At 53.4% G+C, this 25368-nt stretch carries 22 protein-coding genes; 10 read left to right on the top strand and 12 right to left on the bottom strand.

Translation table 11 applies throughout. The annotated features are described in order from the left end of the window. Positions 1–261 precede the first annotated feature (261 nt). Genes RBB62_RS18430 through RBB62_RS18375 form a run of 12 tightly spaced genes read right to left on the bottom strand, consistent with a single transcriptional unit; the run spans position 262 to position 14415 of the window. Positions 262–1500, bottom strand: coding sequence for a glycosyltransferase family 4 protein (locus RBB62_RS18430; protein WP_309400723.1), 1239 nt, complete (start codon positions 1498–1500; stop codon positions 262–264). Next, entirely contained in the window at positions 1497–2387 is an 891-nt protein-coding gene (locus RBB62_RS18425) for a glycosyltransferase family 2 protein (RefSeq protein WP_309400722.1), read from the bottom strand. Before RBB62_RS18425 ends, RBB62_RS18430 begins: the two co-directional genes overlap by 4 nt. Next, positions 2384–3631: a glycosyltransferase family 4 protein gene (locus RBB62_RS18420; protein WP_309400721.1), complete on the bottom strand. Its 1248-nt coding sequence runs from the start codon at positions 3629–3631 to the stop codon at positions 2384–2386. Before RBB62_RS18420 ends, RBB62_RS18425 begins: the two co-directional genes overlap by 4 nt. After that, entirely contained in the window at positions 3628–5226 is a 1599-nt protein-coding gene (locus tag RBB62_RS18415) for a CBS domain-containing protein (protein ID WP_309400720.1), read from the bottom strand. The genes RBB62_RS18420 and RBB62_RS18415 overlap by 4 nt, the downstream gene beginning before the upstream one ends. Before the next feature lie 8 nt (positions 5227–5234). Beyond that, entirely contained in the window at positions 5235–6392 is a 1158-nt protein-coding gene (locus RBB62_RS18410; RefSeq protein WP_309400719.1) for an alkaline phosphatase family protein, read from the bottom strand. Continuing rightward, the gene (locus RBB62_RS18405; protein ID WP_309400717.1) at positions 6389–6757 is read right to left on the bottom strand and encodes a response regulator; all 369 of its coding nucleotides are present in this window, start codon (positions 6755–6757) and stop codon (positions 6389–6391) included. Before RBB62_RS18405 ends, RBB62_RS18410 begins: the two co-directional genes overlap by 4 nt. A gap of 2 nt (positions 6758–6759) precedes the next feature. Further along, a complete protein-coding gene (locus tag RBB62_RS18400) occupies positions 6760–8481 on the bottom strand; it encodes a SpoIIE family protein phosphatase (protein WP_309400716.1) in 1722 nt (573 codons plus the stop codon). Then, positions 8471–9571, bottom strand: a complete 1101-nt coding sequence (locus tag RBB62_RS18395) for a sensor histidine kinase (RefSeq protein WP_309400714.1) — start codon at positions 9569–9571, stop codon at positions 8471–8473. The genes RBB62_RS18400 and RBB62_RS18395 overlap by 11 nt, the downstream gene beginning before the upstream one ends. A 1-nt stretch (position 9572) precedes the next feature. Continuing rightward, the gene (locus RBB62_RS18390; protein ID WP_309400713.1) at positions 9573–11981 is read right to left on the bottom strand and encodes an ATP-binding protein; all 2409 of its coding nucleotides are present in this window, start codon (positions 11979–11981) and stop codon (positions 9573–9575) included. Positions 11982–11992: 11 nt separating this feature from the next. Further along, complete coding sequence (locus RBB62_RS18385; RefSeq protein ID WP_309400712.1) at positions 11993–12526, bottom strand: heme NO-binding domain-containing protein; 534 nt, start codon at positions 12524–12526, stop codon at positions 11993–11995. Continuing rightward, the gene (locus RBB62_RS18380) at positions 12523–13683 is read right to left on the bottom strand and encodes a nucleotidyltransferase family protein (protein ID WP_309400711.1); all 1161 of its coding nucleotides are present in this window, start codon (positions 13681–13683) and stop codon (positions 12523–12525) included. The genes RBB62_RS18385 and RBB62_RS18380 overlap by 4 nt, the downstream gene beginning before the upstream one ends. A 3-nt stretch (positions 13684–13686) precedes the next feature. Continuing rightward, a complete protein-coding gene (locus RBB62_RS18375; protein ID WP_309400710.1) occupies positions 13687–14415 on the bottom strand; it encodes a sugar transferase in 729 nt (242 codons plus the stop codon). 101 nt (positions 14416–14516) lie between these two features. Between RBB62_RS18375 and RBB62_RS18370 the strand changes: the two genes are divergently transcribed. The 10 genes from RBB62_RS18370 (at position 14517) to RBB62_RS18325 (ending at position 25349) form a co-directional block, all read left to right on the top strand. After that, positions 14517–14822, top strand: a complete 306-nt coding sequence (locus RBB62_RS18370; RefSeq protein ID WP_309400709.1) for an STAS domain-containing protein — start codon at positions 14517–14519, stop codon at positions 14820–14822. 5 nt (positions 14823–14827) lie between these two features. Next, positions 14828–15919: a hypothetical protein gene (locus tag RBB62_RS18365; protein ID WP_309400708.1), complete on the top strand. Its 1092-nt coding sequence runs from the start codon at positions 14828–14830 to the stop codon at positions 15917–15919. Positions 15920–15923: 4 nt separating this feature from the next. Next, positions 15924–17138: a glycosyltransferase family 4 protein gene (locus tag RBB62_RS18360; protein ID WP_309400707.1), complete on the top strand. Its 1215-nt coding sequence runs from the start codon at positions 15924–15926 to the stop codon at positions 17136–17138. Then, positions 17135–18586 (top strand): WecB/TagA/CpsF family glycosyltransferase, encoded by a 1452-nt coding sequence (locus RBB62_RS18355; protein WP_309400705.1) that lies wholly within the window; start codon positions 17135–17137, stop codon positions 18584–18586. The genes RBB62_RS18360 and RBB62_RS18355 overlap by 4 nt, the downstream gene beginning before the upstream one ends. Next, positions 18495–19712, top strand: coding sequence for a glycosyltransferase family 4 protein (locus RBB62_RS18350; protein WP_309400704.1), 1218 nt, complete (start codon positions 18495–18497; stop codon positions 19710–19712). Before RBB62_RS18355 ends, RBB62_RS18350 begins: the two co-directional genes overlap by 92 nt. Beyond that, positions 19705–21216 carry an oligosaccharide flippase family protein gene (locus tag RBB62_RS18345; protein ID WP_309400703.1) on the top strand — a complete coding sequence of 504 codons (1512 nt, stop codon included), beginning with the start codon at positions 19705–19707 and terminating at the stop codon, positions 21214–21216. The genes RBB62_RS18350 and RBB62_RS18345 overlap by 8 nt, the downstream gene beginning before the upstream one ends. 29 nt (positions 21217–21245) lie before the next feature. Beyond that, complete coding sequence (locus RBB62_RS18340) at positions 21246–22097, top strand: DUF4114 domain-containing protein (protein ID WP_309400702.1); 852 nt, start codon at positions 21246–21248, stop codon at positions 22095–22097. 83 nt (positions 22098–22180) lie between these two features. Beyond that, positions 22181–24073, top strand: a complete 1893-nt coding sequence (locus RBB62_RS18335; RefSeq protein WP_309400701.1) for a tetratricopeptide repeat protein — start codon at positions 22181–22183, stop codon at positions 24071–24073. Further along, positions 24070–24873: an archaeosortase/exosortase family protein gene (locus tag RBB62_RS18330; RefSeq protein WP_309400700.1), complete on the top strand. Its 804-nt coding sequence runs from the start codon at positions 24070–24072 to the stop codon at positions 24871–24873. The genes RBB62_RS18335 and RBB62_RS18330 overlap by 4 nt, the downstream gene beginning before the upstream one ends. After that, on the top strand, positions 24870–25349 hold the full coding sequence (locus RBB62_RS18325) for a hypothetical protein (protein ID WP_309400699.1): 480 nt from the start codon (positions 24870–24872) through the stop codon (positions 25347–25349). The genes RBB62_RS18330 and RBB62_RS18325 overlap by 4 nt, the downstream gene beginning before the upstream one ends. Positions 25350–25368: the final 19 nt, after the last annotated feature.

Here is a 25368-nt window from a genome sequence, read left to right as displayed (position 1 = left end):
CACGTAGCTGTCAGCGTGAACATCGATGCCGAGCTTAACGGCCAGGTATTGTTTTTGATCTATCATCGGTTGCCGGGTTGAGCAAGTGCTCAACCCGGCAACTTCATGTTATCTCTAGACTGACCGTGGCTGCGTAGTGATTCGACCAATCTCTCTATCGGATTGAATGGTTTTGAGAGCAAGCGTGTCCGTAATTGTGTATAAACAGGAACGGATCTCTATCTGTATTGGGATGTGGTAATTGGGGGATAGAGACCGCTGTTATCCGCGCGATTCTCGAAGCACGTTCTCCAGGAAGGATTCGATCTGTTCGCTGATAGGCTTTAGGTCGTATTGATCGTCGACTTCGGTACCAGCACTCTTGGCAATTTGCTGTCTAAGCGTTGGATTTTCATGGAGCCGTTTTATACCGCTGGCAAGGGACTCGGGATTCGCGGCTTCGGCCAGCACGCAATTCTCGCCGTCGCGACCGAGCTCGACATCGCCGCCGTCGGGGACGAGGATCACGGGCAGGCGCGCGGCCATGGCTTCCAGTGGCGTCAGCGCAAAGGGCTCTCCCCAGTTGCTGGTGAAGAGCAGCGCGTCGTACTGCGAATATACACGCCGCATTTCCTCAGGTGTGCAGGACTTGAATTGGACGGCGTTGCCGAGCTTTAAGTCGGCGCAGGAATCATGAAGCTGCTGTACGTATTCCTGGTCGCCTTTGCCGTAGAGATCGAGCGTGACGTCAAGACCTTGAGCGCGGGCTTTGGCGACACCGCGAATCGCAGTTAGCGGGTCCTTGTCTTCGCTGAGGCGGCCGACGAAGAGCAGGCGCTTGAATTCGCTGTAGTCTGTTTTGTGCTCGAACTTGGCCGTCTCCACGCCGCAGTAAATCACGCTGCCGTGGCCAACTTTATAGCCAGCATCGAGCGTGAGCTGGCGCAGGAAGGCGCTGCAAAAATAGATGTGCTTCCAGGCGATCCGCTCGACGGGGTAGGTGGGCGCGTCGCGGTCAAACTTGCGGCGCTGGGCAAGCAGTTCGGCGAGCATGCGGAGGAGACCCGAGCCTCCCCGTGCGCGGCGATTCCACCAGTCGAGCCACACGTCGCCCTTGAGGCTACGCGCGATCCAGTGATCGGAGATGTCGTAGACGACGGGGATGTTTCCATCTTCGAGGCGGTGGAGGAGCGACTTGGAAATGCCGCCCATGTTCCACACGTGAATGACGTCGGGCTGCACGCGCTTAATCGCAGCGATGAGCGTGGCGTGGTTCTCGCGCTCCAGCTCGAGCAACTGGTGCATGGGTAGCCAGGGGTGACCGAAGAACCCGTGAATGCGCAGCGCGCGCTCAATGCCGGGCGGGTCCGGCTCCGTGACGCCGGGTTTAGCGTGATTGGAAGTGAGGACATGGACTTCGTGCCCGCGCCCGCGCAGCCGATCCATGACCTGCTGGCAGCGTACTTCGTAGCCGCCCACGTGGTGCGGGGGGTAGAGGTTACTGATGGTCATAATTTTCATGACGACTGCTGATTGGCGATTCGTTCGGCGGCACCGGCATCGTAGCCATCGGCGCGTCCCCGGCGTTGCTGCCAGCGGACTCCGATCGCGTGTGGCCATTCGCTGAGACGGCCTTCGCGTTGGCAGAATTTAAAGTCGGCCAGCGCGTCTTTGACCGTGCCCATTATGAGGAACTTCGGCTTGTTGCCAACTGGGTTGGCGTGCCCGGCTTTGGAGACGGCAACGGCGTCGCCTCGGGCGCGTTTGTAAGACTGCGCCAGCGTGTAATTGTGCGAGTGGATGGCGATGGATTTCTCGGCGAGGACAATTTCGCGACCGCCATCTTTCATCCGGCGTGACCACTCGTCGTCTTCGGCGTATTGGAGATCTTCGCGGAAGGGGAACTGCTGCCAGATTGTCTTTGACGTGATGCAACTGACCATGCTGAAGAAGTTGGGCCAGTTGACGCTTTCACGGTTGGGGCCGAAGCAGCGGTCGTAGTCGTGCGCGAAGACGGCTTGGCAATCGTCGCGTGGAATCTGCCGACTGAATGCCGAGCCGAGATTCGGCGTCGCGAGGGCGACTTTGAGCAGTTCGCTGAGCCATTGGCGATTGGCGGGCGTGGCGTCGCTGTTCAGGTAGACGACCCATTCGTTGGTGGCCAGCTGCATGCCGCGGTTGAGCACGACGCCGGGCACGTAAGTCCCGGGCTCGAGGATTTCAAAGGCGTAGGGATCGAACTGGCGGATGATCTCATGCGAGCCATCGGTCGACGCGCTGTCGATGACGATGAGCTCGATCTTGCCCGGGTAATCCTGATCGAACACGGCCTTGAGCGTGTCGCCGATGGCCCATGCTTCGTTGTAGGATCGCATGACGAGGCTGATGGAATCTGGCAGTTGGTTCATGATCGATGGCGCTCCTCTGCTTGTTGGTAAATGGTTTCCTGTTGGGCGGCGATGGTTTGCCAAGTGTAGTGGGCGTGGACTTCGGCATTGCCGGCGGCGGCAAGGACTGGCGCGAGTCCGGGTTCGGTGAGAAGGCGGTTCATTTGTGTGGCCAGCGCCTCAGTGTCGGCACTGGGGAAATGCAGACCGGTTTTCTCGTGGGTAACGAGTCGCTGTAATCCGCCGACTGCCGAAGCGATAACGGGCGTTTGCGTGGCCCAGGCTTCGAGCACCACGATACCAAAGGGTTCATGTCTTGAGGCGAGGACAAAGCAGTCTAGTGCAGCGAGCAGGTCGCGGTGCTCGGCGCTCTCGACTTCGACTGGCGGAAGCAGGCGCACGTCGTTGGCAAAGCCAGATGCGTCGATCAGCGAATGGAGTTCGGTGGCGTAGTCGGCATTGGTCGCGGGGCCGCAGAGCAGCAGCCGGGCGTTGGGTGTTTGCTGGCGCACACGGATCCACGCATCGATGAGCAGCTTTTGGTTTTTCTGTGGATCGAGGCGGCTAATGCAGCCAAAGATGAAATCGTCCGCGCCGAAGCCAAGGCGTTGGCGTGCTGCTTGGCCGTCGCCGCCGGTGAGGTTGTCGGGCTCGACACCATTGGGCAAGTGGCAGACGCGGTCCGCCGGCAGGCGTTGACGGGCGGCCTCGTATTCTGAGTAGCCCACGCAGATCACGGCGTCGGCGCGCTCAAGCAAATGCCGACTGCCGAACAGGAGTCCAAACGGACGACCCCATTCGAAGTGGCCTTGCTGTGCAGCAACAAGCGACTGTGCCTCGTCTTTGGGCACATCGAAGATATTGCCGTGCAGCGTGACGACAAACGGCTTCTTGCGCAGGCGCGCGGCAGTGCGGACTGTGGCGCCCATGCGCTTGGTCACGTGGGCATGGTAGATGCGCACATCACTGCGCCACGCGAGGTTGTTGAGGAGGGGGAGGGAGAGCAGATTACCGCCTTTTTTATCGAGCGCATGCTTCTCCTCCGCGCTGAGTCCGAAGAATGGATAAACGTAGGGGTAGCGGCGGATGGGGATGTCCCGCCAAGTCTCGGCAGGTGTGGATGCGAGGGCGCGTGAAGTGTGGATTTCCGGGTTGAGGCCCGCCGCGCGTTGTTGGCGGCAGAGGTTGTAGATCACCGATTCCGTGCCTCCCCATTCATCGAGGGCGAAGCGGCGTGGAACGTGGATGATCGTGCGCGGTTTCATGAATCGATTTGGCCGAGGACGTAGGGGATGAGTTGCTTTTTGCGGGAGACGAAGCCTTCGGCCAGCCAGGCGTGGCCGTTGATGGTTTCTGCGTCGAGCGGAATGAGTTTGCGGCGCCAGGTTGCTTCGCTTGAAAGGACACTGATGCGGCTGACTTGCTTGAGCACATCGGTAATCATCAGCATCGCAAAGTCCTCTGAGGATAGCTGCGACTCAAGGGAAGTTTCCAGCTCCAGCGCGCGTTCGTCGGTAAGGGCAGAGAGGTCGACGGTTTCGATTTGTGTAGCTAGGAAGCGATGCTTGCCGTGGGTGAAGGCTTTGCAGTCGGCTTTGACGAGTGAGCTGGCTTTGGCTGTAAGGAGACGGTCGTTGTGGCGCAGCACATCGAGGCCGAAGGCTTGCAGGTCGACGCCCGCAATGTCGGCCAGTTCTTTGGCGATGCGGCGGTCTTGCTCGCGGGTGGTGGGCGACTGCAAAAGCAACGTATCGGAGATCAGCGCGCCGAGTAGAAGCTTGGCTTTGGCGGGTGGCACGATGAGGCCGCTTTCCTTGCAGCGGGCAAAGAGAATGCTGGCGGTGGAGCCCCAGATGCGACAGTCGATGTCAACCGGTTCACTCGTCTCGATGTCGCCTATGCGGTGATGGTCGACTATGGCGAAGATCTCGGCTTCTTCCAGTCCCTTGATGCTCTGTGCACGCTCGAAATGATCGACGAGCGCTACCTTGCGGCGAGGCGCGGCGGCGAGCTGTTGTGTAGTCACAAGACCATGAAGCTGCCCTGAGTCGTCAGTGACGAGGAGTCCGTATTCTGTGCGAGCGATAGTGTCGCGGCACTCGGAGAGAATCTCGTCTCCCATTATCGTAGTGAAGTTTGTTTCCATCGCGTTGCTGCATGGTATGCAGCCACCCAGACTCGCGCAGAAGGCAAACGCGCTGCCTTGATAGGCGAACACGGGTGTTTCATGCTGTGTGGTGAGGGTTGGGCACGGCATTGGTCCAACGATGATGATCGCGGCGGGCTTTTGTTCGAGTAGCGCCTGCGGATTCTCCGGCATCGGACCAGTGACGAGGATGTCGTTTGCTTGCGCGGGTGCGCCACTAACGAAGCGCATGCCGGTAGGGGTGGTTTGCAGAGGAGCCGCATTGAGCGGCTCTAGTGGCAGGCTTTGCACGAGGTGTTCCCATTGAAGCAGTGTGCCGAGCATGTCCTCGACATTGGCGCTGAGCAAGTAGGTGACGCGCGGCATGCGCTCGCTGATGATGCCATGAATGCCGCTTTCATCACCGACTACGACTAGTGGTGAACGGCTTTCACGCAAAAGGCGAAGGGCCGTGCTCAATGGCGCCTCGGGGGAGAGGCATGGCGCGGGCGCACAGGCTTCCAACATCGTTGGGCGGCAGTCTTCACGAAGCTCTGGTATGGGTTCACCGACTTCAGCAAAGAGCCATTCACTTTGTGGATTGGGCTCACCAAGGCGAAGGGCGTGAGCGGGTGGAGCATCTGACTGTTGACTGATCATCCAGGCAAAAACATGCGCCGATACCAGGGAATCTGTATCGGGGTTTTGATGTCCAGTTACGTATAATTTTTCCACAGTTTGGGTTAGGCTGTTTGCGTTTGGGGGTTGGCTGCGTTAAGCATGACCGGGAAAATATCCTTAAGCTTCAGCACTGGTTTGGTTTTGTGAGATGCAAGCCAGCAGGCAGTGCTGTCGGGGTGGCTTGGGTCGTAACCATGCATCCCTTTCACAAATCCCATGTTCATGAACGATGGCACAAAGAGTGTGCCAGGATTGAGTAGGTAGAATAATTCGCCATACCTCCGGTCAGGAAACAGGCAGCCACCAAACGCAAGTTGCGTGTCGGTAACGATATCTCCTTCGGGTTGCTGGCTGAGCCATTCTTCAGTGACTTTGCGCGCGCGTTCGTGCTCGAACCAGAAACGCACCATGGTGGAATCCCATACTGCGATGTAGTCTTCGCCGTAGCGTAAGTCGACTTCGCGCCAGCGTTTATACATGTCGCTGGTTGCAGTGACTTCGGCCATGCCGTGGTCACTGAATAAATGCAGACGCACTTCGCGGTAGCTCTTTGTAGCAGTTGCGTGGAGCTCGCGTAGGTGCTTGGCAAATTGATCGAAGGCGGCGTCGACTTCCGGGCCGGAGGGACCGCATTTATGCATCGTGGCGTCGAGTCCAGCGGTGAAGAGATACACGAGTTCGACATCGCCTTGTGCGATGGCTTGCTTGGCCTGGGCGATGTTTACTTCGTCGCCAGCACGCCAGTCTGATCGCATCCACGGCTTGCCAGAGTTCTGCCAGTGCTGAAAGATGTTGGTTTGTCCGCCAATGATTCCGCCAGGTTCATAGATGTCTTTCTTCTCAGTGTAGTCGAGGTAGGGCAGGCGGTTGAATGGCACGCTGTAAAGCTGAAAGTAGCCGGTATAGCCCATCCGCTTGGCAACGTAACGGCTGACCTTGTTGCGGATGCGATGATGGCCAGCGAGTCTCTGTGGCAAAAAGCCAAGTGTCCCCAGTGACTTGAACGGCGACTCGCCATTGGCTTTGACAAAGAATGAGAAGTGTCCGTGCTTGCAAGGGAGTTCGCCGGTAAGAATTGTTGGATCGCAAGTGGACGAATAGCCAAATAGCGTTTGGCATGGATTGCGGATCGGAAATAGGTCGACAAGGAATTCCCGTTCGTTGGCTAATCTCCAGCCAAGAGCGTCGGCAAATATAAAGATGTCTATGCGTGGTTTCACTCTTTGGGAAGCAGACTTTCTATTTTACGAATCAGGTTGGTTGGGCTGAACGGTTTGGTGAGCACATCGCTAACACCGGATCCCTTTATGGTTGGCAAAAGCTCACTGCTGGTGCGTGCTGTGAAAATAAGCACTGGTAAGTTTTCATTGCCGGGTAATTTACGCAACTCAGCCATGATCTCTGTGCCTTTCATGTCGGGCAGGTCATAGTCCAGTAGCGCGAGGTCAGGCCGGAGATATGTTGCTGCATGCAGACATTGGGCACCGTTTTGAAAATAGTGGCCTTTGATCTTTGTTCGCCTTAGGTGTAGCTGAACAAGGCGGATCATGGTAATGTCATCATCGACTACGATTATTTCGCTCATACTCATTTGATAAATACCAGGGTTATGTCGTCTGATGGCGTTTCGCTAGGGCACTTTTCGTCCATTAATTTACACAGCGCGTGCCACATGATCGCGCCGTTGGAGTAGTTGCCATCACGGATCATTTCTACGAGCCTTTCCCAGCCAAACATATCATCGGGGCAACGCCATTCATAGCAACCATCGGATACCAGCGCCAGTCGGTCACCCGGTTCCATGACAATGACGTCGCAGTGGTAGGTGAAGCTCTCCATTAAGCCGATGGGAGGGCCCGAGGGCTCATATTCAGTAATTTCGCCACTGGCGGCGAGCTTGATCGTTGGGCAGTGCCCGGCGTTGACCTGCTCGATGACATTGGTTTCGTCGTTCCAACGCAAAATGGTTACGGTAATGAACATGGTCAGTTCACCGAGCATTTGCGTAAGAATACGGCCGATGCGTTGCAGCATGACCGGGAGCGGTTTGGGATCGTCTAACAGGAGATTGAACGCTGCACGGTAGATGATGCCGAGGAGCGCCGCAGAGACTCCCTTGCCCATTACATCGATGATGGTTACATAGTGATTGCCCAAGCGGTCCTGGCAGTATTCGGCAAAGTCGCCAGCAACGTTTTGTGCTACGCGCTGAAAGATGCGGACTTCACGTTGGAGTGGAATCGACGGTTGGCGAACAGGTAACAGGTGCTGCTGAATCTCTGCTGCGATTTCAAACTCGCGCAGGTCTTTCTCGGCTTCACGTCGAATAGTGGTGGAAATATAATTGGCGATTGAGATGCCAAAAATATCAGCGAAGGTGCGGAGATTATTGACTTGTGATGAAGCGATTCGCTTGGCGCCACTCATGCGTCCGGCCGCAAGGATGCCTAGGAACTTGGACTCCGCAGTGATGGGTAGCAGGCAGCCGGAACTGAAATGACTGAACGGGGCGAAATCGACTTCCAGCACCCTGCGTTGGGCATGGTCTTCCCAGATTTGCTCGGTCTTTAAGGTCAGTAGCTCAGTCATCTCCGAGGTAACGGCTTTGCCGAGGATGACATTCTTGATGCCGCCAAGCTCCTTGGTCACAAATTCGGGGACATTCGAATCGAGAATAAGACAGAGATAATCGAGGTCGATGCTGTCACGTACGTTCGGCAAACTTTGCGATAGAAAGCAACTTAGTGAATTAGACTTAACCAGCGATTCGCTTAACTGGTAAAAGGCAGCCAAACCTTCGTAGCTAGCGGATAATTCTGAGAGAATGGATTCCATTTCTTCCGACGGCGGATCGAGGAACACACTGCCAGGGCATTGTTTGGAAACTTCAACCCGGTAGCCATTGTGGCGCCCCTGCCATTCCTGTAGAGAATCGACAAAGGACAATACGAGGAAGCGTCCGCGCCCGTGCTCCTGCATGAGGTCCTCAGGCAAAGCGTTTTCCAGGTTTACGGGTTTCTCCGGGCCGATGCCGGGGTCTTGTATGCTAAGATGAACGGAGTTTTCCGCCCCCCACCAATCGATGATGATTTCGGCCTCTGGATTAGATCGAGCGCCGTGGACAATTGCGTTGTTGGCAAGTTCTGTGAAGGTTAGTTTCCAGCCGCTAATTTCAGCTTGAGGAATATCTTGCTCAATCAAGAAATTAGTAAAGGCATCGCGCACTTGGGGAACATGCTCCAGCACCGCCGCTAGCCTTGTGCGCTGTAGCGTTACGGAATCGTCCTTTGATGTCGCCTTATTGGGCATGATTAGCGGAGGGAAGATAAAAGGTTAGGTTGGCGCCGCCTTCAGGGTTATTCTCTGCGATGATGGCACCGTCCAAGCGGCGAAGGATACGCTCGACGATGGAAAGCCCCAGGCCAGTGCCTTCGATATAGGCACTGGCGTTGCGGGCAAAGGGTTTAAACATGGAGTCCTGGTCAGCTGGGAGCCCCGTGCCGTTGTCACAGACTTTATAGCAGACTTTCTGTCCCATGATGGAGCCAGTGATGACGATTTTTGGTGGGCAGCCACCGTATTTAATGGCATTGCTAATTAAGTTTGCCCAGACTTCGGTTAGCCAGGGTGCATAGCCGTAGGCCAGTGGCAAAGCGCCTTCAATTGTGATCGAAGCGTTGACTTCCTGGATCATCGTTTTGAGGGCATCGATGCTTTGTCGGGCGAGCTTTTCCATGTCTACGACTTGCAGTGTGGCGTGGCCTTTGCGCAGCCGCGCAAAGGAGAGCAGGCCGTTGATAATATGTTGGCATTGATTCGCCCCGAGTTTAATCATTTCGACGATTTCGCGTGCCTCAGTGTCGGTGAGGTCATCCATCAGGTCAAAAGTCTCTGCGGCGCTAGCAATGCCTCCGATAGGGTTTTTTAAATCGTGAGCCACGGTCATATCGTATGCTTCAAGCTCTTGAATCAACTCGTCTTTTCGTTGGTTTTCCAGGCTCAGTTCTTGGCGAAGCTGGTGGACTTCCAAATGTGTTTTAATGCGGACGAGAAGTTCTTCGTGTTGAATCGGCTTGGTTATGTAATCCACGCCGCCAGCAGCAAAACCCTTGAGCTTGCTTTCCATGTCGTCCAATGCCGTCATGAAGATCATGGGCTGGCCGTGATAGTCTTCGCGCTCACGAATTTGCGCCGCGAGCTGGAAACCATCCATATCCGGCATCATTACGTCGAGGAGCATTAAGTCGGGCTGTATTCTTTCTAGGCGCCTAAGGGCGCTCTTGGCGTTTTCCGCAGTCAGCATGCGGTAACCGCATTTGGTTAAGTGCGCGCAAACCACCGCTAAATTAGTCGGGTTATCATCCACGACAAGGAGTGTTGCTGGTGAGTTTGAGTCCATCTTAGCTTTGAGGCAATTGGGCGAGTGAATCGTTGAGGATGTCTTCCAAAGCCTGACTTTGGAATTTTGCTGCGAGATCCTCCAGACGGGCGTAGAAATTTGCTGATTGCTCATCTTCCTCGCGTCGCTGTTGCAGTTGATTTTGTAGCTCCAACATGTCTCCTTCTTCGGCGAGTAGGAGTAGGCTTTCGAGGACATGGCGTTCAGGGAGTAGCGTTTCGTCAGGGAGGGCGGCTTCTGGAGTGGAAGCTTTGATTGCTTCCTCGCGTGTTTCCCATTTAATCTTCAGCACATCGCCGACTTTTTGGTAGAGGTCTTCCGCTTTGACTGGCTTGGCGACAAAGGCGGCAAATGGTTTAAGGCGCGCTTCATTTTCTTTGTTTTGCATGACACTGGCGGAAACTGCGACGACAGGAATCGACTGTAGAGCGGGAGTGCATTTTATGCGATTGCACATTTCAAAGCCGTCCATGTGGGGCATCAGTAGATCACTGGCGATGAGGTCTGGAATATTGCGCTCCAGCATTTCCAGGCCCTCTTTTCCGCTGGAAGCGGTGGTGACACGGAAGCCTGCTGCGAGTAAGAGTTCCTTAGTCACGCGACGGCTATTTTCATCGTCATCGACCACGAGCACATCGATGCGCTCACCGCTGTATTGGTAGCGTTGGTGCTGTGGTGCCGGAACATACTCAGAGTGGGTTTCAGTAGGCACCATGTAGGGGATCTCAAACCAGAATGACGAACCGAGGCCGGGAGTGGAATCCAAATAAATACTACCTTCCATAAGTTCCACCAACTTTCGGCAAATGGGCAAACCCAGCCCAGTGCCTTCCACTTTTTGAGAACCGCTATAGGACTGTTCAAAGGATTCAAAGATACGCGCATGATCTTCCGGTGGAATCCCGCTTCCTGTATCTTCAACTGAAAAACGTATGGCTCCACCATCGAGCCCGCCTTTGAGTGAAACTTTGCCTTGTCGAGTGAACTTAACGGCGTTGCCCACTAAGTTTAGCAGCACTTGACGGAGCGCGCGTTCATCGGAGTGAAAATAGAAGGTATTGGCAAGTGGGCAGTCTTGATCGTAGTTCCATGTCATGACTTCGAATTCAAGTCCTTTTAGAGATGCGTTGGGGCGGAACATTTCCTCGAGGTCTCGAAGCAATTCTTGCAGCATTAAGTCGGAGTTATGGACGCTGTATTTCCCGGCTTCGATTTTGGATAGATCGAGGATGTCATTAATCAAGTGCAGTAGATGCTCTCCACTACGACCGATTGAGCTGATCATTTCGGCGGCGTCTGAGGGTAAGTCATTACGCATTCCGAGGACTTGAGTGTAGCCTAGCACCCCGTTGAGCGGTGTGCGAATTTCGTGGCTCATGCTTGCCAGAAAACGACTTTTTGCCTGGTTGGCTCGGTTGGCTTCCTCGGCTGCTTCTCGGGCATGTTCGGAGGCGAGCTTCAGTGCAGTTTCGTTTTCCTTTTGTGCAGTGATGTCTGTTTCGATACCGATGAAATTCGTCAGCTCGCCTTTATCATCGAATAGAGGGTTGATATCCAGTCGCAGCCAGTAGGTGCTGCCGTCCTTATGATAATTGAGGAGCTCAGCGGTTAACGGTTCCTTGTTTTTAAGTTTCAGGCCAATGTTATTTACGGTGTTCTCGTTGGTGTGTGGTCCTTGGAGTAAGTCTCCGGGTTTGCGACCTACCATCTCTTTGAGGCTGTAGCCGGTGATGCGCTCAAAGGCCTCATTGATCCAGAGAACGCGCCCGCTTTCATCGGTGATCACGACGCCATTAATTGTCTTACTGGCGACCATTGAAAGGCGACGGATTTGTGCTTCCGATTTTTTCTGTTGAGTGATGTCCAACATGACGCCGTTAAACACGACTTCATGGGGAGAAATGCGCTGTGGCTTGCTGTCACCTTGCCACCACCTGATGTTTCCGGAGGGGGTGATGAGGCGGCCTACAAAGCGCCAGTCACTCATGTCTGACAGTGAATGTTCGATGGATTCTCGCCAGCTGGAAACATCATCTGGATGGATTTGGACTGCATTCCAGTTTTTAATCGCAGCTTCTGCGGTGAATCCAAATATCTCTTCACAGCGCTGACTCAAGTAATAGAAGCCACGTTCACCATTGCTACGCTCAAACCATTGGAAAATAACACCTGGAAATGTTTGCGCGAGTGAAGCGAGACGTTGCTCTTCTTCACGTAGTTTTGAATTGGAGTAGCGTAGTTCCTCGTTGCGACGCTCAACTGTTTTTGCAAGTTTGGCGCTTAATTCTTCGAGTTGTTGGTTTTTTTCGAACAAGCTAAGAGCCTTGCCCTCTAATAAACGCTCAGCTTCCTTGCGGGCAGCGCGTTCCCGCTCATAGCGTTTTATCCACTTGTCAATCTCGTCGATCATTTAGTCAGGGGTTATTGGAGCGATATGGTGAAGATCGATGAATTTTCTCCGTTGGATTCGCAGCAAATTTGGGCCGTTTCTTGATAGTGTTTCAGGCAACCGCGGATGAGGCCTTCGGCAAACGGCTCCATGTGACGACTGGAGGTGTAGGTCATGATCATCTCATTTCCGATTTGCCTGCAATCGAAGTCTGGCAGTTCGGCGTCGGGATAGAGTTTGCGCACTTCCACGTGAATGTACTGATCGATGTTTTGGAGGAAATCGAAGGCGCATTTAGAATCTTCGAAAAATTGAGGATACAGTTGATGAAAGCGCGTAAAGAGGTGTTCGCCAAAAATTTTAAGCAACTCCTCTGGCGGTAGTGACGACTGCTTACTCAACTGCATGACAATGGAGACAATTTCCTCATGGGGGTAAGTGCCAACAGCGGTGTATGCGCCATGGGAAACTGGTAGATCGGCCTCATCCAAAATAGAGTCGACCATATCAATGCCGAATTTGTCTTCGACCATGTCTAGTAGTTCGGTGAATACCATGCCTTTCATGCGGATCCTTGGTGATGGGTTAGTTGCTGGATAAAGTATTCGCACTGGGAGGTCGTTTGCTCCGGGTGGGTAATTTGATAGACGGCATGTAACGCCTCGGCAGGATCTTCTGTGTGGTGGCAGCCCAGGCAATCGCTGTAAGCAAATGCGCCCGGGGTGGCCTCACGGAGGATTGATTGCCATTCGATGGGCAGTGCTTCGAGCTGCTCATCGGAACGTGGCAGGGGACCAAAGAGTCGCATGCGCCCGCAGGCTGCTTCCCAGAGGCGAGGCAAGCGGGCTGCCCACAGTGGCGTTTCGGAAATACCGGGGTAGCGATGGTCACTTAAAGTGATTTGTGGGGAATGGTTGGGGAGTCCAAACAGAAGTTTGGTGCGGAAACGCAGCCACCAGCCGAAGGCTTTGATTCTTTCCCGGCATGGTGTCTTCTGGCTGGAGGCGTGTTGGGTCGAGTCTGCAATGAATGAGTCGATGCGTTCGATTCGCGCTTTGTTTTTATGATTATACAACACGCCACCCAGCAGTATCGAATTTTCCAGCGTTAAGTGAGCGCCGAGGAAACTATGGGGCATGACTCGGGCACTGCGCACAATGGTGCTCTCGGCGATCATGGAGCCATTGCCAAGAACCGCGTTGGGCCCGATGGTTGCACCGGGACCAATTGCAACATGGTCTCCAATTAAATAGGGCGGGATGAGTTTGACACTGGGATGAATGCGGCAAAGTCGGCCGACTGATAAGTTGATGTCCAGGGCCTTGCTTTGCGATGCGGCGAGCCAGGTCTTGTCCAGATGTATCCAGTAGCCGAGCAGCTCCCACTCGTCTTTGGGCGTGAGGAGCGCGTTTTGTTCGGGGAGGCCATGCATTAACGCTCCGGCATGGCTGTCTGGCTGCGAGGTTGTGACGACTTCGATGGAAATCGGCCACAAGGTTGCTTGTTGAACTGCTTCGCGTACGCGATTGGCTCGGTCGCTCGCTAAAATGCGCACATGTTTATAGCCTTGATCCAAGGCGTGGTCAAACCAGTGGTACAGCAGTGGCTGGTCTCCGATAGGCCAGAGTACGAACGGATCTGCAAGCCGTAGTTGAAACTCCTGCTGCCGCCAATCTGGGCACACAAGTGTGAGTATCTCAGTTGCTGGTAGGGAAGCGTTCATAGGTTAATAGGCACCTTTGCCGAGAAGGACTGCGGGTACCGTTTTGAGTAGAATTAGAATGTCCTGACTGAGGCTTTGCGCAGCGATGTATTGGAGGTCCAGCCGGACTTGGCCTTCGAAGTCGATATCTGCCCGGCCACCGATTTGCCAAAGGCAGGTAATCCCAGGCTTGACCATGAGTCGTCGCAGATGAAAGGCCTTGTATTCGGCAACTTCTCTGGGCACAGGTGGACGTGGACCGACGAGCGACATATCGCCGCGCAATACATTATAGAACTGAGGAAATTCGTCGATGGATAGCTTCCGAATGTATTTGCCAACCTTCGTGATGCGCGGGTCGTCTTTCATTTTAAAGGTAACGCCAGCCTCATGCTGATTTTGTTCGGAAAGATCCGCTTTAATCTGGTCAGCATTGACCACCATTGAGCGAAATTTCAGGCACTGAAAAGCCCGGCCAGATTCGCCAACACGCGTTTGAGAAAATACGATTGGCCCTCGGTCTTCTAGTTTAATGAGTAGTGCGGTAATGGCAAAGATCGGCGAGAAGCAAATAAGCGCTACACTGGAGCCTATGATATCCAACACGCGTTTACCTGTTTCACTTAGTGTAACGGTGGCACGCCAAAAGAAAATCTTACGCCGCATTTTACGTCGCCACTTAACGATTTCCAGTTGGCCTTCTTTACTAGCCCAGAAGTCGTTAAATGCGGGGTTGAGTTCGTTGTCGGCCATAATGCGTATAACTGAGAGTATTTAATATATCTAGACTTGCAATGCCAAGGAAAGAATGGTGATTTATTAATAGATTCCACCCCTTTCTCATTATTACGTCTATGTTCGAAATATCTAACCAAGATGAGGTCCTGGTAATCACTCTCGAGTCCACCCACCTTGAGGCAGCGAATGCAGCAGAGTTTAAGCAAGCACTGAGCTCAATGCGTTTGCCTGAGTCTGGAAAAGTGCTTGTTGACTGTGTTAAGCTAGAGTTCATTGATAGCTCTGGTCTTGGCGCATTGTTGCATTTGAATAACTCGCTGAAGCCGGAGGTTCGCCCATTGGCTTTGAGGAATCTTCAGCCAGAAGTATTGAGTGTTCTTGAGCTGCTTCGCTTAAATTCTGTTTTCGCCCTCGAACCTTGAACTCCATGAACCGTTTCTTCAACGGGAGCTATCCTGACCTGTTGAAAAGGATGGACGATCATCTCGTGCGTACGCGCGAGCACTTTGCGGCATTGCCTGAAGGGAAGATCGAATCGCTTATCCTCGGAGGTGGCTATGGCCGTGGGGAAGGCGGTGTCTACTTAGGCGGAAGTGAACCTGCGCTCTATAATGACTTGGACTATTTCCTCTTTACGACTCAGCCGGAAGATCCCGAGCTGCTCAGTAGTGTGAGAGAATTGGAACGGGTCGAGAGCCTTGCGCTGGGGATCGATGTCGAGGTGACTTGCCTGAGGCCAGAGAAGCTACAAGGTGCCGAACAATCGATGATGTTTTTCGATTTGGTGATGGGGCATTTTGTGGTCATGGGGCCTGAGGATTACCTCGCCGAATGGGCATCGAAGATGTCCCCGGAATTAATTGAACCCATCGAAGCAACACGCCTGCTTTGGAATCGCGGTTCCGGTTTGTTTTTTGCGCGGTGTCAGCTGGATGATGTCGATGCGCGTGGGTTTATTTACAGGCAACACATGAAGCTATCGCTTGCCTTGGGTGACGCATTGCTTTGCATGGCTGGACAGCATGACGCCTTCTGTGAAGTCCGTGGAGCGCGTTTTGCGCAATTGGATCCCCCTCTGGCATCGGAGGAAATGCGGGAGCTACACGCGGCGGGCGTGGCGTTTAAGCAACGTCCATGTAATCCGCCGCAAGATATGGATTTAAACGTGGAAAATGAGCGCCTTCGCCGATTGTGGATCAAGGCGTTTTTAAGTGTAGAAAGTCAGCGTGTGGGTTGTGAATTTCGAGATGTTACAGCTTACGCCGTATGGAGTGGTAGGTTGTTTAGTCATGAGGGAAGGTTGCGCTGTTTACTGTTGGCTTTGCGTGATCGCTTGAAGCGGGGTTCAGCGTTGCGTCCTGTAGCAGACTACCCTCGGGGAGCTTTGATGCGCGCGTTGACACTGTTGAATTCGTCGTCTCCAGACATGAAATTGGTCCGCAAATTTATCCCGATTGAAAAAACTGATTTAAAAGCGATATCAGCTATTTACGAAACTTGGTGGAGCTATTACAGTTAGTGTCATGCAACGAATGCTGGTTATATTGCCTTATGTGCCATTTCCTATTCGACGGGGCACCTTCCAGCGAGTTTACCACCTGACTGAGCAACTGGCGCGGGCGTATGACGTTGATCTGTTTTGTCTGTCGTCCGAAGCTGAAGACTTCCAGCATCAAAGTCGTTTTGAGGGATTTTGCGATCGAGTAAAGTTCAGTCAATTTAAGCATCCTCCCTGGCCATCTTTTTGGACGGACCGAGTTTGGAATCAGACGCCAACAACCATTCGGCATTGGTGGTCTGACTCGGTCGATGAAGAATTGGAGGAGTTTATTTTGGGGCGCGCCTACGACTGCGTTTTCTGGGTCGATATCGTTTTGTGGCCGTACGTTGAAAAGCATTTCGTTGGCCATGAATGTCTCGTGATGGATCGAAGCCGGGTGGATTGGCTTTTCCAAAAAGAGGAGCTGGTGACATTGAATGACTCGGCATGGGGGCGCTTTATGCGGCGTGAGAATTTGTACAAAATTGCGCGTGCTGAGCGTCAAGTGATTGAGCAACTGAAGTTAGAGGTCGTGTGTGGTTTGGAGGATAAAGATTTTCTCGATGAGCGCTTGAAGCGACCAGGCAAAGTATTCGTTTTACCGAACGGGGCGAATACTGACTTTTTTAATGCTGATGATTGGTTGCCCAAGCCGACGGAGCAGCCGAGCGCGTTGTTTTGCGGCGCGCTGGATTACACACCAAATATCGACGCCATGCGCTGGTATTTTGAGGCGATCCACGATGCGATTTTGGCGAAGCTGCCGGAATACCAGTTGATGCTTGTCGGTAAAAATCCAACGCCCGAAGTGAAGGGCTTTGCGGAGCGGTTTGGGGTCAATTTTATCGGTGAGGTGCCCGATGTTCGGCCCTATTACCAGCAGGCGTGGATGCAGATCGTGCCTTTGCGAATCGGCGGTGGTACAAGGCTAAAAATAGTGGAGGGGCTATCCATGCGCAATCCGGTGGTATCCACGACGCTTGGTGCTCAGGGCTTGGACTTGGAGCACGAAAAACACTTATTGCTGGCCGATACGGCTGAGGCATTTGCTACGGCCTGCGAGCGTTTGGCTAACGATTTCAATTTGCGTGAATCGCTCTCGAAGGCTGGTCGCTCTAAGGTGCTCAGTGAATATACATGGGCTGCTTTGGGGCAGCGGTTAACGCAGAAACTCAACACATTGATGCCTGTCTCATGAGTCCCCCAAAATCACTTGATCCGGCCGAGCCACCGATTGCTGTGCTCCTCGGGTTGCCCTTCCATGATCTGACGATGGAGGAGGCTTTAGACGAGTGTCGATTTGCCTTGGATTCTACGCAGCAGGTATATTTCGTGACGGCAAATGTGGATTTTGCGGCGCAGGCATATGAAAATGAAAATCTGCGCAAAATACTTTTTTTCGCGAAACGCGTTGTCTGTGATGGCATGCCGTTGATCTGGATTTCCAAGGTCTTGGGGCATCCGCTGCGTGAGCGCGTAGCAGGCTCGGACTTGACGCCGAGATTACTCCAGATCTGCTCGGAAAAGAAGAAGCGTGTTTACTTCTTCGGTAGCGATGAAAAGACACTGGGCGAAGTGGTGCAGATTCTTAGCGATAAAATGCCGGAGCTAACGATTGCCGGCTATGAATCGCCGCCCATGGGCAAAATACAGGATTGGGACAACGATGGCGTCATTCAACGCATTCGTGACGCAAAAACGGACTTACTGCTCGTTGCCTTGGGCTGTCCCAAGCAGGAAGATTGGATTTACCTCTTTCACCAGCGAACTGGGGCGTCGCTAAGCATTGGCATTGGCGCTTCGCTGGACTTTGTATCGGGCAAGCAAGTTCGCGCGCCAATCTGGATGCAACGTACGGGCATGGAGTGGCTTTGGCGAATGGGCACCAACCCGAAGCGTTTGCTGGGGCGCTACGCTCGTGATTTTCTATTTCTTGGTTGGGTCACGCTAAAGCAGTTGCTAACACAACGTCGACGCACGGTCGAGCAGGTGTCCACAGGCCAGTCAATCGAGTCTGAACCGGCGAATTTCTTGAAGCTTGTTTGGAGTGGTAGCGTGGAGCGTGCGACACTGGAGACTTTGGCCATGCCGGAGAATTGGGAGAAGCCTGTGTTGTTGGATTTGAGCGGCATAGACTTCATGGATAGCGCTGGAATGGGGGCCTTGGCGGGGATGGCGCGTAATGCGCGGGAGGCCAAGCAAGCGCTGGGACTGCTGAAGCCTTCGGATACGGTTATGCGCACACTGAAGGCTGTACGGCTCGATTCTTTGTTCAAATTTCTGGATGACGAACAGGCGTTCAGCGCTTGGTTGACCGAGTCGGAAATGTCTCAGACTGGGGCGGACACGATACGGTTTCAGCTGGACAAGTGGTATGACAAATCCAACGCGCATCTATTGACCAGCAAATTGCAAACGCTGATAAAGGCGAATCCTCAAGTAAAACGACTGTTGCTGGATTGCTCGCAGGTTACCTTTATTGACAGCAGTGGCATCACTTCGTTGCTGGTTGTGCGTCGTCAACTGCTTGAGCGGGGTGGCGCAGTCGAGCTCGTTGATCCCTCACCGCCGGTCCGGCGCGTTGTCAGTCTGCTTTGCATGGAGTCTTTTTTGCCGGAGCATCATGAACGGAAGGCAGGCCATTAAAGTATTGCTTTCAGCAGGAATGATTCAAGGTGGGCGCTCAGGTGTGGGGCGCTATGTGATCGCATTGGCGGATGCCTTGCTTGATCGGGGCATCGACCTGCACATCGCTGGCTTGGATTCCGATCGGGAGCATTTTCCCAAGATCACTGCGGCGCAATGGGTGAGCATTCCGGAAAGCGCGCGAGGTGGCGCAAAAAATCTGTTGTGGCACCAAGCGATGCTGCCGGGCTTGGTGAAGCGGGGGGGCTATGATGTAGTGCACATCCCGAGCTATCGCCGGATGATGATGAGCTGCCCAACTGCGCAAGTGGCGACGATTCATGATTGCGCGCCGTTTATTCTCGCGGACAAATACGATGCACTACGCGGTTTCTTTGGGCGCAAAATTGTTCCGTGGATTGCACGTAGAATGGACCGAGTCATTGCAGTTAGCGCCACTGCGGGCGAGGATATTCAGCGCTACCTGCGAGTGAATGAAGAGAACTTGCGCGTGATTCCGAACGGCATTGACCACAGCTGTTTTCAACCGCCGCCTGCAATGCAGCTGGAGCAGTTTCGGAAAAAGCATCAACTGGCGAAACCATACCTCATATACATTGCGCGCTTTGAGCATCCTGCGAAAAATCATGTACGCCTCATAGAGGCTTTTGGACGTTTTCTTGAAGCGGGCGGCAGTGATTGGGAGCTGGTCTTGGGCGGGGCGCCTTGGCATGGTAAGGAAGTAATTGATGAGGCCTGCGAGCGGTCCGCACATCGTGAGTCAATTCGCATGGTTGGTTTTGTAGACGATGATGAGTTGCCGCTTTGGTATAGCGCCGCAGAGGCTCTGGCATTCCCTTCGCTGATGGAGGGGTTCGGCTTCCCGGTGATCGAGGCGCAGGCTTGTGGAACGCTGGTCGTTGCTTCAGATGCAACAAGTCTGCGAGAGATCAACGGGCCGGCCGCAATACGATTTGACCCGATGTCAGTCGATTCGATTTTTGAGGCGCTAACGCTGCTGGGGGGCTTGTCGCCTGAAGAACGGGCGCTACGTGTCAAGCAGGGCATCGAGTGGGCTGCGCAATACCGCTGGGACAACGTTGCCGAGCGCTGTGAAGCGGTTTACCGGGAGGTTGCTGATGGCTGACGGAGAGGGTAAGCCTGAGTGGAAACGACGCTTCTGGGCCAACACCGGCAGTAGCTATGTGCAAGTGGTCCTGAGGTTGATCCTAGGCCTGATCCTCTTTCGCCAATTGTTCAGCGGGTTAAGCGAAGAAGCATTCGGCTTTTGGTCGTTGCTTTGGTCTCTGTTTGGCTACGGTGTTTTACTTGATTTTGGTTTTGGATTTACGGCACAAAAAGCAGTGGCCGAAAAGATGGCGCAGGGTGACTACGAAGGTTTAAACCGTCTACTTGCGACAATATTTTGGACCTTCGTGGGGCTTGCCATTGGGCTGGTGGTGACCTTTCTGCTTCTCAGGCCTTACTTCATGGAAGCAGTGTCTGTGTCGCCGGATGACTGGAGCGCCTTCAGTCGCGCGTACATTATATTCTTCATTGGCATGGCGCTGACTTTTCCGCTGGGCTTGTTCCCGGAGGTCTTGCGCGGCTTGCAGCGTATTGACCTCGCGAACTGGGTAGGCGTCGGCAATACGATTCTCCACTTTTCGGTGATCGTCACGGCATTGGCGCTGAATTGGCCTTTCCCGGCGCTCATGGCGATTAGCGTTATTTCTAGCCTGATTCCCAATATCTTCGCGGCGTTCTTTGCTTTCAAATTGATCAATAAGCTTTCGCTCGCGCCACGGTTGTTTGAGTGGCGTTCCGTGAAGGCGCAAATGAGTTTCTCCATTGCCGCTTACCTGATCACGTTTAGCAACTTGATCATGGCCAAAAGTGACCAGCTTGTGATCAGCTTAACGGTAGGCGTAGCATCTGTAGCAATCTACCAGGCTGGTTTTAAAATGGGCGAAATGCTTAACCTTTTCAGCGTTCAATTGCAGGCGGCATTGTCACCCGCCGCAGCCCAGCTCAAGGCTAGTGGCGATGATGCTGGTTTACGCGAATTGCTCTTGCGGAGCTCGCGGCTAACCTTTGTCTGCGTTACGCCTGCTTATGTGCTATCAGCGGTTTACCTAGATGGGTTGATACGCCTGTTAACGGGCTTGGAGAAGGTCCCCGTGGAGGCATATTGGGTGGGGCAGGCATTGTTGCTGGCCATCTATAGTTCGCAATTAACCAATAGCTGCACGAAGCGAATCTTGATGATGTGTGGACATGAAAAATCGCTGCTACGTCTATCAATAATTGATGCAGTCTTGAATGTCACTGTCAGCTTGGCCTTGGTTTTTCCGTTGGGAATTCTTGGCGTTGCGCTGGGAACGCTCATTCCAACTGCGTTGATTGGTTGGTTTTTCATCCTGCCGATTGCATTGCGTTCCGTAGAATTGAGGCTCGGGAATTTTCTGGCTTTTCATGGCAACGGAAGTGTTTGGCCTTTAGGTGCTTTTGCTGCTGTGGTGATCTTTCTACAGCTGTTTGCGCCATTTCCTGATGACGGAAGTTTGTGGTCTTTAGGGTGGCGAGGGGCGGTTGCAGGAGTTCCTTGGCTCTGGTTTTCCCGAAAATTAATTAAGGAAATGACTTTATAGTCGTTAAGTAATATTAACTAACTCTTATCATGAAAATTATCCATATCTCATCCTCACTCCTCTTCTTCGGAATTACAGCTCAACTTTCAGCACAAACTGAGCTCTCGGTGCAGTCAAATGTGCGCCCCTATAATCTGGATATTGTATCGCCAGTTATGCAGGCCGGCTCGGATGCAGACTCCGCTCAGTTTCAAGCTGATGTCTTACCCGATATGCTTAGCTTCATCGATGCGAACCTCAGCGAGTCCCAATCGGTGTCCAATCTTTCTACGATCAGTTTAGACCCGTCGAAGCTCTATTTACATAACGATGCTTCGGTGCGCATTTATTTTCTGGGTGAAGGGGCAGGCTACCATAATACGCTTGGTTTCAATACCGAGGGTGGTTCGGTTGATTCCGGCGAACCCATGCTGATTTTCCCGGACGCATCCAGCGTCAATAGCTATTACACTTATGGCGACACCACCACTTGGCGTTCGAAATCGGCTCCGTTGATGCCTGGTGACTTCGTGGATTTGGGTGTGCTCGAAGCGGGCACGCAATTAGATTTCTTCCTCATCGCAAATGGGGCCTATGGCGGTTCGCTGGTTTGGTCTACTGATACTTCTGTGAACGTCGACGGGCTGGTCCATACAGTCAGCTTGGCGCAGGATGGCAGCCCTTATCTGTTGATTGGTTTTGAAGACCTTTATGGTGGTGGGGACAAGGATTATAACGACCTCCTGTTTGCAGTGGATATCGGCGCCGCCAATGTGGCTTATCTGGCGAACCCAGAGCCTTCCACATGGCTGATCATGGGGTTATTTACCGCAGGCGTACTGTATCTGGCACGTCGCCGAGACCCAGATTTGGCTTATGCAGAAGTAGGGTGTAAAATGTAGGGTCAAGGATTGATGACTTTTGATTGTTTAAATTTATTAAAGTCATAGTTGATTTCGGGTCGTAGATTATCTAGTGTGACGATATGCCCAAATTGGTCATACGCGTTGCTCTGCTAACTACTTTCATCGCTGCCCTGATTGTTGGTTTATGGATTTGGCGTTCACACACGCTGAATCAGCTTCAGGAACAAACTGAGGCCAACCTGTCAAAAGCATGGAATGCGCAGGATTACTCCCGAGTTCGTTTACTTGCCGAGCACTTGCCGGATGATGCGCAGCGTGATGATTGGCTGGCAAAGATTGACACAGCTCAGTTGGAGCACGCGATTGCTAACAGTGATGCCTATACCGTGCGTCAACTGCGCAGTGGTCAATTAGGTGCCAATGAATCGGAAAATGAGGCGCTCCTGCTTGCGCGCGCCGCAATGCATGAACGTGATGATCGAGCCTATGCCTCCATTCTTGAGCGTTGGCAGGGGGAGGCCGACCAGGATGCTGCATGGTTGTTTTTGGAAGCGGATGCATTGATCGTCGCCGGTAAAATTGCGGAAGCGCGTGATCTATTATCTGAACGCCAGCTCAGGGGGAAAGATGAATCGAATCGCCTGTTGCGCTTGTCAATGCTGTCAACAGATAACCCTCGTGAGGTGTTGAGGCAGGTCGACGCAGCCGTACGAAGCGCTCCTGACCATCCTGATGCCCTGGCGTTTCGGGGGCAGATTCTGGAAAGCCTTGGGCAGTGGCAGGCGGCGCGTGCGGATTATGCCCGTGCATTGTTGTTGGCGCCAGACTCTCCGCTCTTTTGGGATCAACTGGCGGAGTTTTACCGTCGGCGTGAGCAATATGCCTTGGCAGTCGAAACCTGGAATCAGGGCTATGACAAGACAGCGGTGCCGGAATTTTGGATCAAGGCTTGGTTTTGGCGACGTTTGGCAGGAGTTGGCCCGGCGGTTCCCCCCCCACCGTTAGAGGGGCCATTCGTAGAATACACTCACTACCTGTCGAGCTTGCCAGATGACCAATGGTGGGACAAAGAAGATTTTGCTGAGCTGCCTTATGCGAGCCGAATACTTGAGCAGCGCCAAGAAACATTCTGGCTGCGCTTGCTCCAGACTTTGCTAGACGGCAATGAGACGCAGGCCCTGATTTTATTGCGGACTGATCCATTTGCCCGGCGCACGTGGGCGCCTAAATTAAAGCAGGCCATGAGTGCGCTGCTCTTAATGCGTAGTGGTGAGCCGGTTACTGTTTTACCAATGCTTGGTAGTGCAGAGACGCACCAATTTTATCAGCAGCTTTCCGAGGTGGGTGGTAACGCAGAGTCGCCCACGATGGAATTCATTACGGGGAATGCTGTGTGGTCAGCTTGCTTTTTGGCGGAAGGTTGGCTGGCGGCAGCAGTCGCCTTTGATCGAGTTGCGGCAGGGGAACCCGACTGGTATGTTTATGGGCAAGCGCAGGCTCGACGTCAGATCCAGTCAGTTGACTCAGCGTTGGAACGATTGAATGTGGGAAGCGAGACGCCGACCAATGAACTGCTCCGTGCGGATTTGCTTTGGCTGTCCGGAAAACCAGATGAGGCAGTAGGAATCTGGGAGGAACTTGTTCAGGAGCCCGATGCAATTGGACAGCGAGCTGCGACATTACTAGCGGTGCATTTTGCGACCGATAGCCAGTGGGCTGCGGTTCAAGAAATTGTCCTGATAAACCCTGAATGGGCGAAGACTGTTGTCGGCGCGGAGATGAATGCGCGACTTGCGCTAGCGAAGGGGAATCTGGATCGTGCGCGCGAAATTTATGAATCAATTGTGGCGGAGTCGATGGACGCGAAGTTATTTTTGTCTCGTCTGGCTTATCAGGATCAGGATTGGGAGCGTGCGCGCTCATTGACTGAGGCATTGATTCTGGAAAACCCAGATGAGCCTGCGTTTTATCAAAACCTCAATGCAATTGCGGTGGCGGAGGCGCAGCCATGAAGGCTCAGGTTATTTTTACTGGCGCTGCATTAGTTGGTCTCTGGCTAGTTATCTGGAGTCGGCCCATGGTGCAGCGTTTAGCAGTGGATAACAGCTGGCCGTTATTGATTGGTCTACTGCTGGCGTTTTGGTTGGGCCGTCCTTGGCGTCTTCGCTTGGATGCTAAAGCTCCTGCATCGGTGTTGGTCGTGTGTGGAGTGCTGCTCTTTGCCTTAGGCCTGCTAAGTGAGATACTATTGCTAGCAGCGTCTGGTTGGACGTTGCTCCTTTTTCTATGGGTGCAGACGAGTTGGGAAGGACCTATGGATTTGAAAGCGTGGTCGATGCTTTCTTTTTTTTCATTTCCGTGGATAGCAACGGATCTCTCGTCGCTGGGGTGGCACTTTCGCCTTAGTGGGGCGTGGGCTGCGGAGTCTCTTTTTACCGGGCTTGGGTTTTCCATTAGGCGAGAAGGCACCTTACTGGATGTGCAAGGGCTACCCGTGGCAATCGAGCCAGCTTGCGCCGGGATGAATTTACTGCCGGTTCTTTTATTGACTGGCGCCGCGGTTGGCTTGGTCTTTCTGGGCGGGCAAGTACGCTTTTGGCTGTTTATCGTGTTACTATTTCCGCTGGCATGGCTGGCCAATACGATTCGCATCTGTGTAATAACTGCTGTCGCACTAACTTGGGGCAGCCAGTTTGCCAGTGGTTTTTTCCACACGTGGGGAGCGCTCCTGGTGCTGGGAATTATGTTTGCTACCTGTGTTGGCTTGGCGCGTTTGATTCAGCCACTGGTCAATGAAAGGCCTTTGGCATGAAGAAGCCCGAAGCGAATATGGTGAATCAATGGGGGCCGAGTCTGGCAGTATTGGCGCTTTGTTTATGGATGGCTTCTAATCTTCCTGCAATTTGGGTGGCCGATGTCTATGCGCGCGGGGCAGGGGTGTTGTTTCTGTTGTGGCTGCTACCTTTGCTCTACGTAGTGGTAAAATTTTTGCGACTGGGGGCGTGGCGTCCGGATTTTCTATTGCTGGCATTCGCGTTAGTCGCGTGTTTAGTCGGGGTGGTTGGCTCGTTAAATATCGCGCGGCACTTTGCCTTGGGGCTGGCGATTGGTGGACAGGCTCCGGCGAATTTTGTGAAATGGATTTGGCTTGCGGGTATGCTGGCTTGGTTGCCCGCCATGGGATGGCTGGCCAAGGATATTCCGGGCAACGGCTGGCCGCTACGCTGTGTCGTGTTAATTGCCTGTATGGGCTTGTCTTTGCCGTGGTGGAAAGGAGTTCGCGCTTGAAGCCGTGGCAAGCCAGGCT

The sequence above is a fragment of the Cerasicoccus maritimus genome, from assembly GCA_031296935.1.
In the GTDB taxonomy this organism is placed as follows: domain Bacteria; phylum Verrucomicrobiota; class Verrucomicrobiia; order Opitutales; family Cerasicoccaceae; genus Cerasicoccus; species Cerasicoccus maritimus.
The sequence above is the reverse complement of the archived record's forward strand: the minus strand, read 5'-3'. Positions and strand labels throughout refer to the sequence as shown.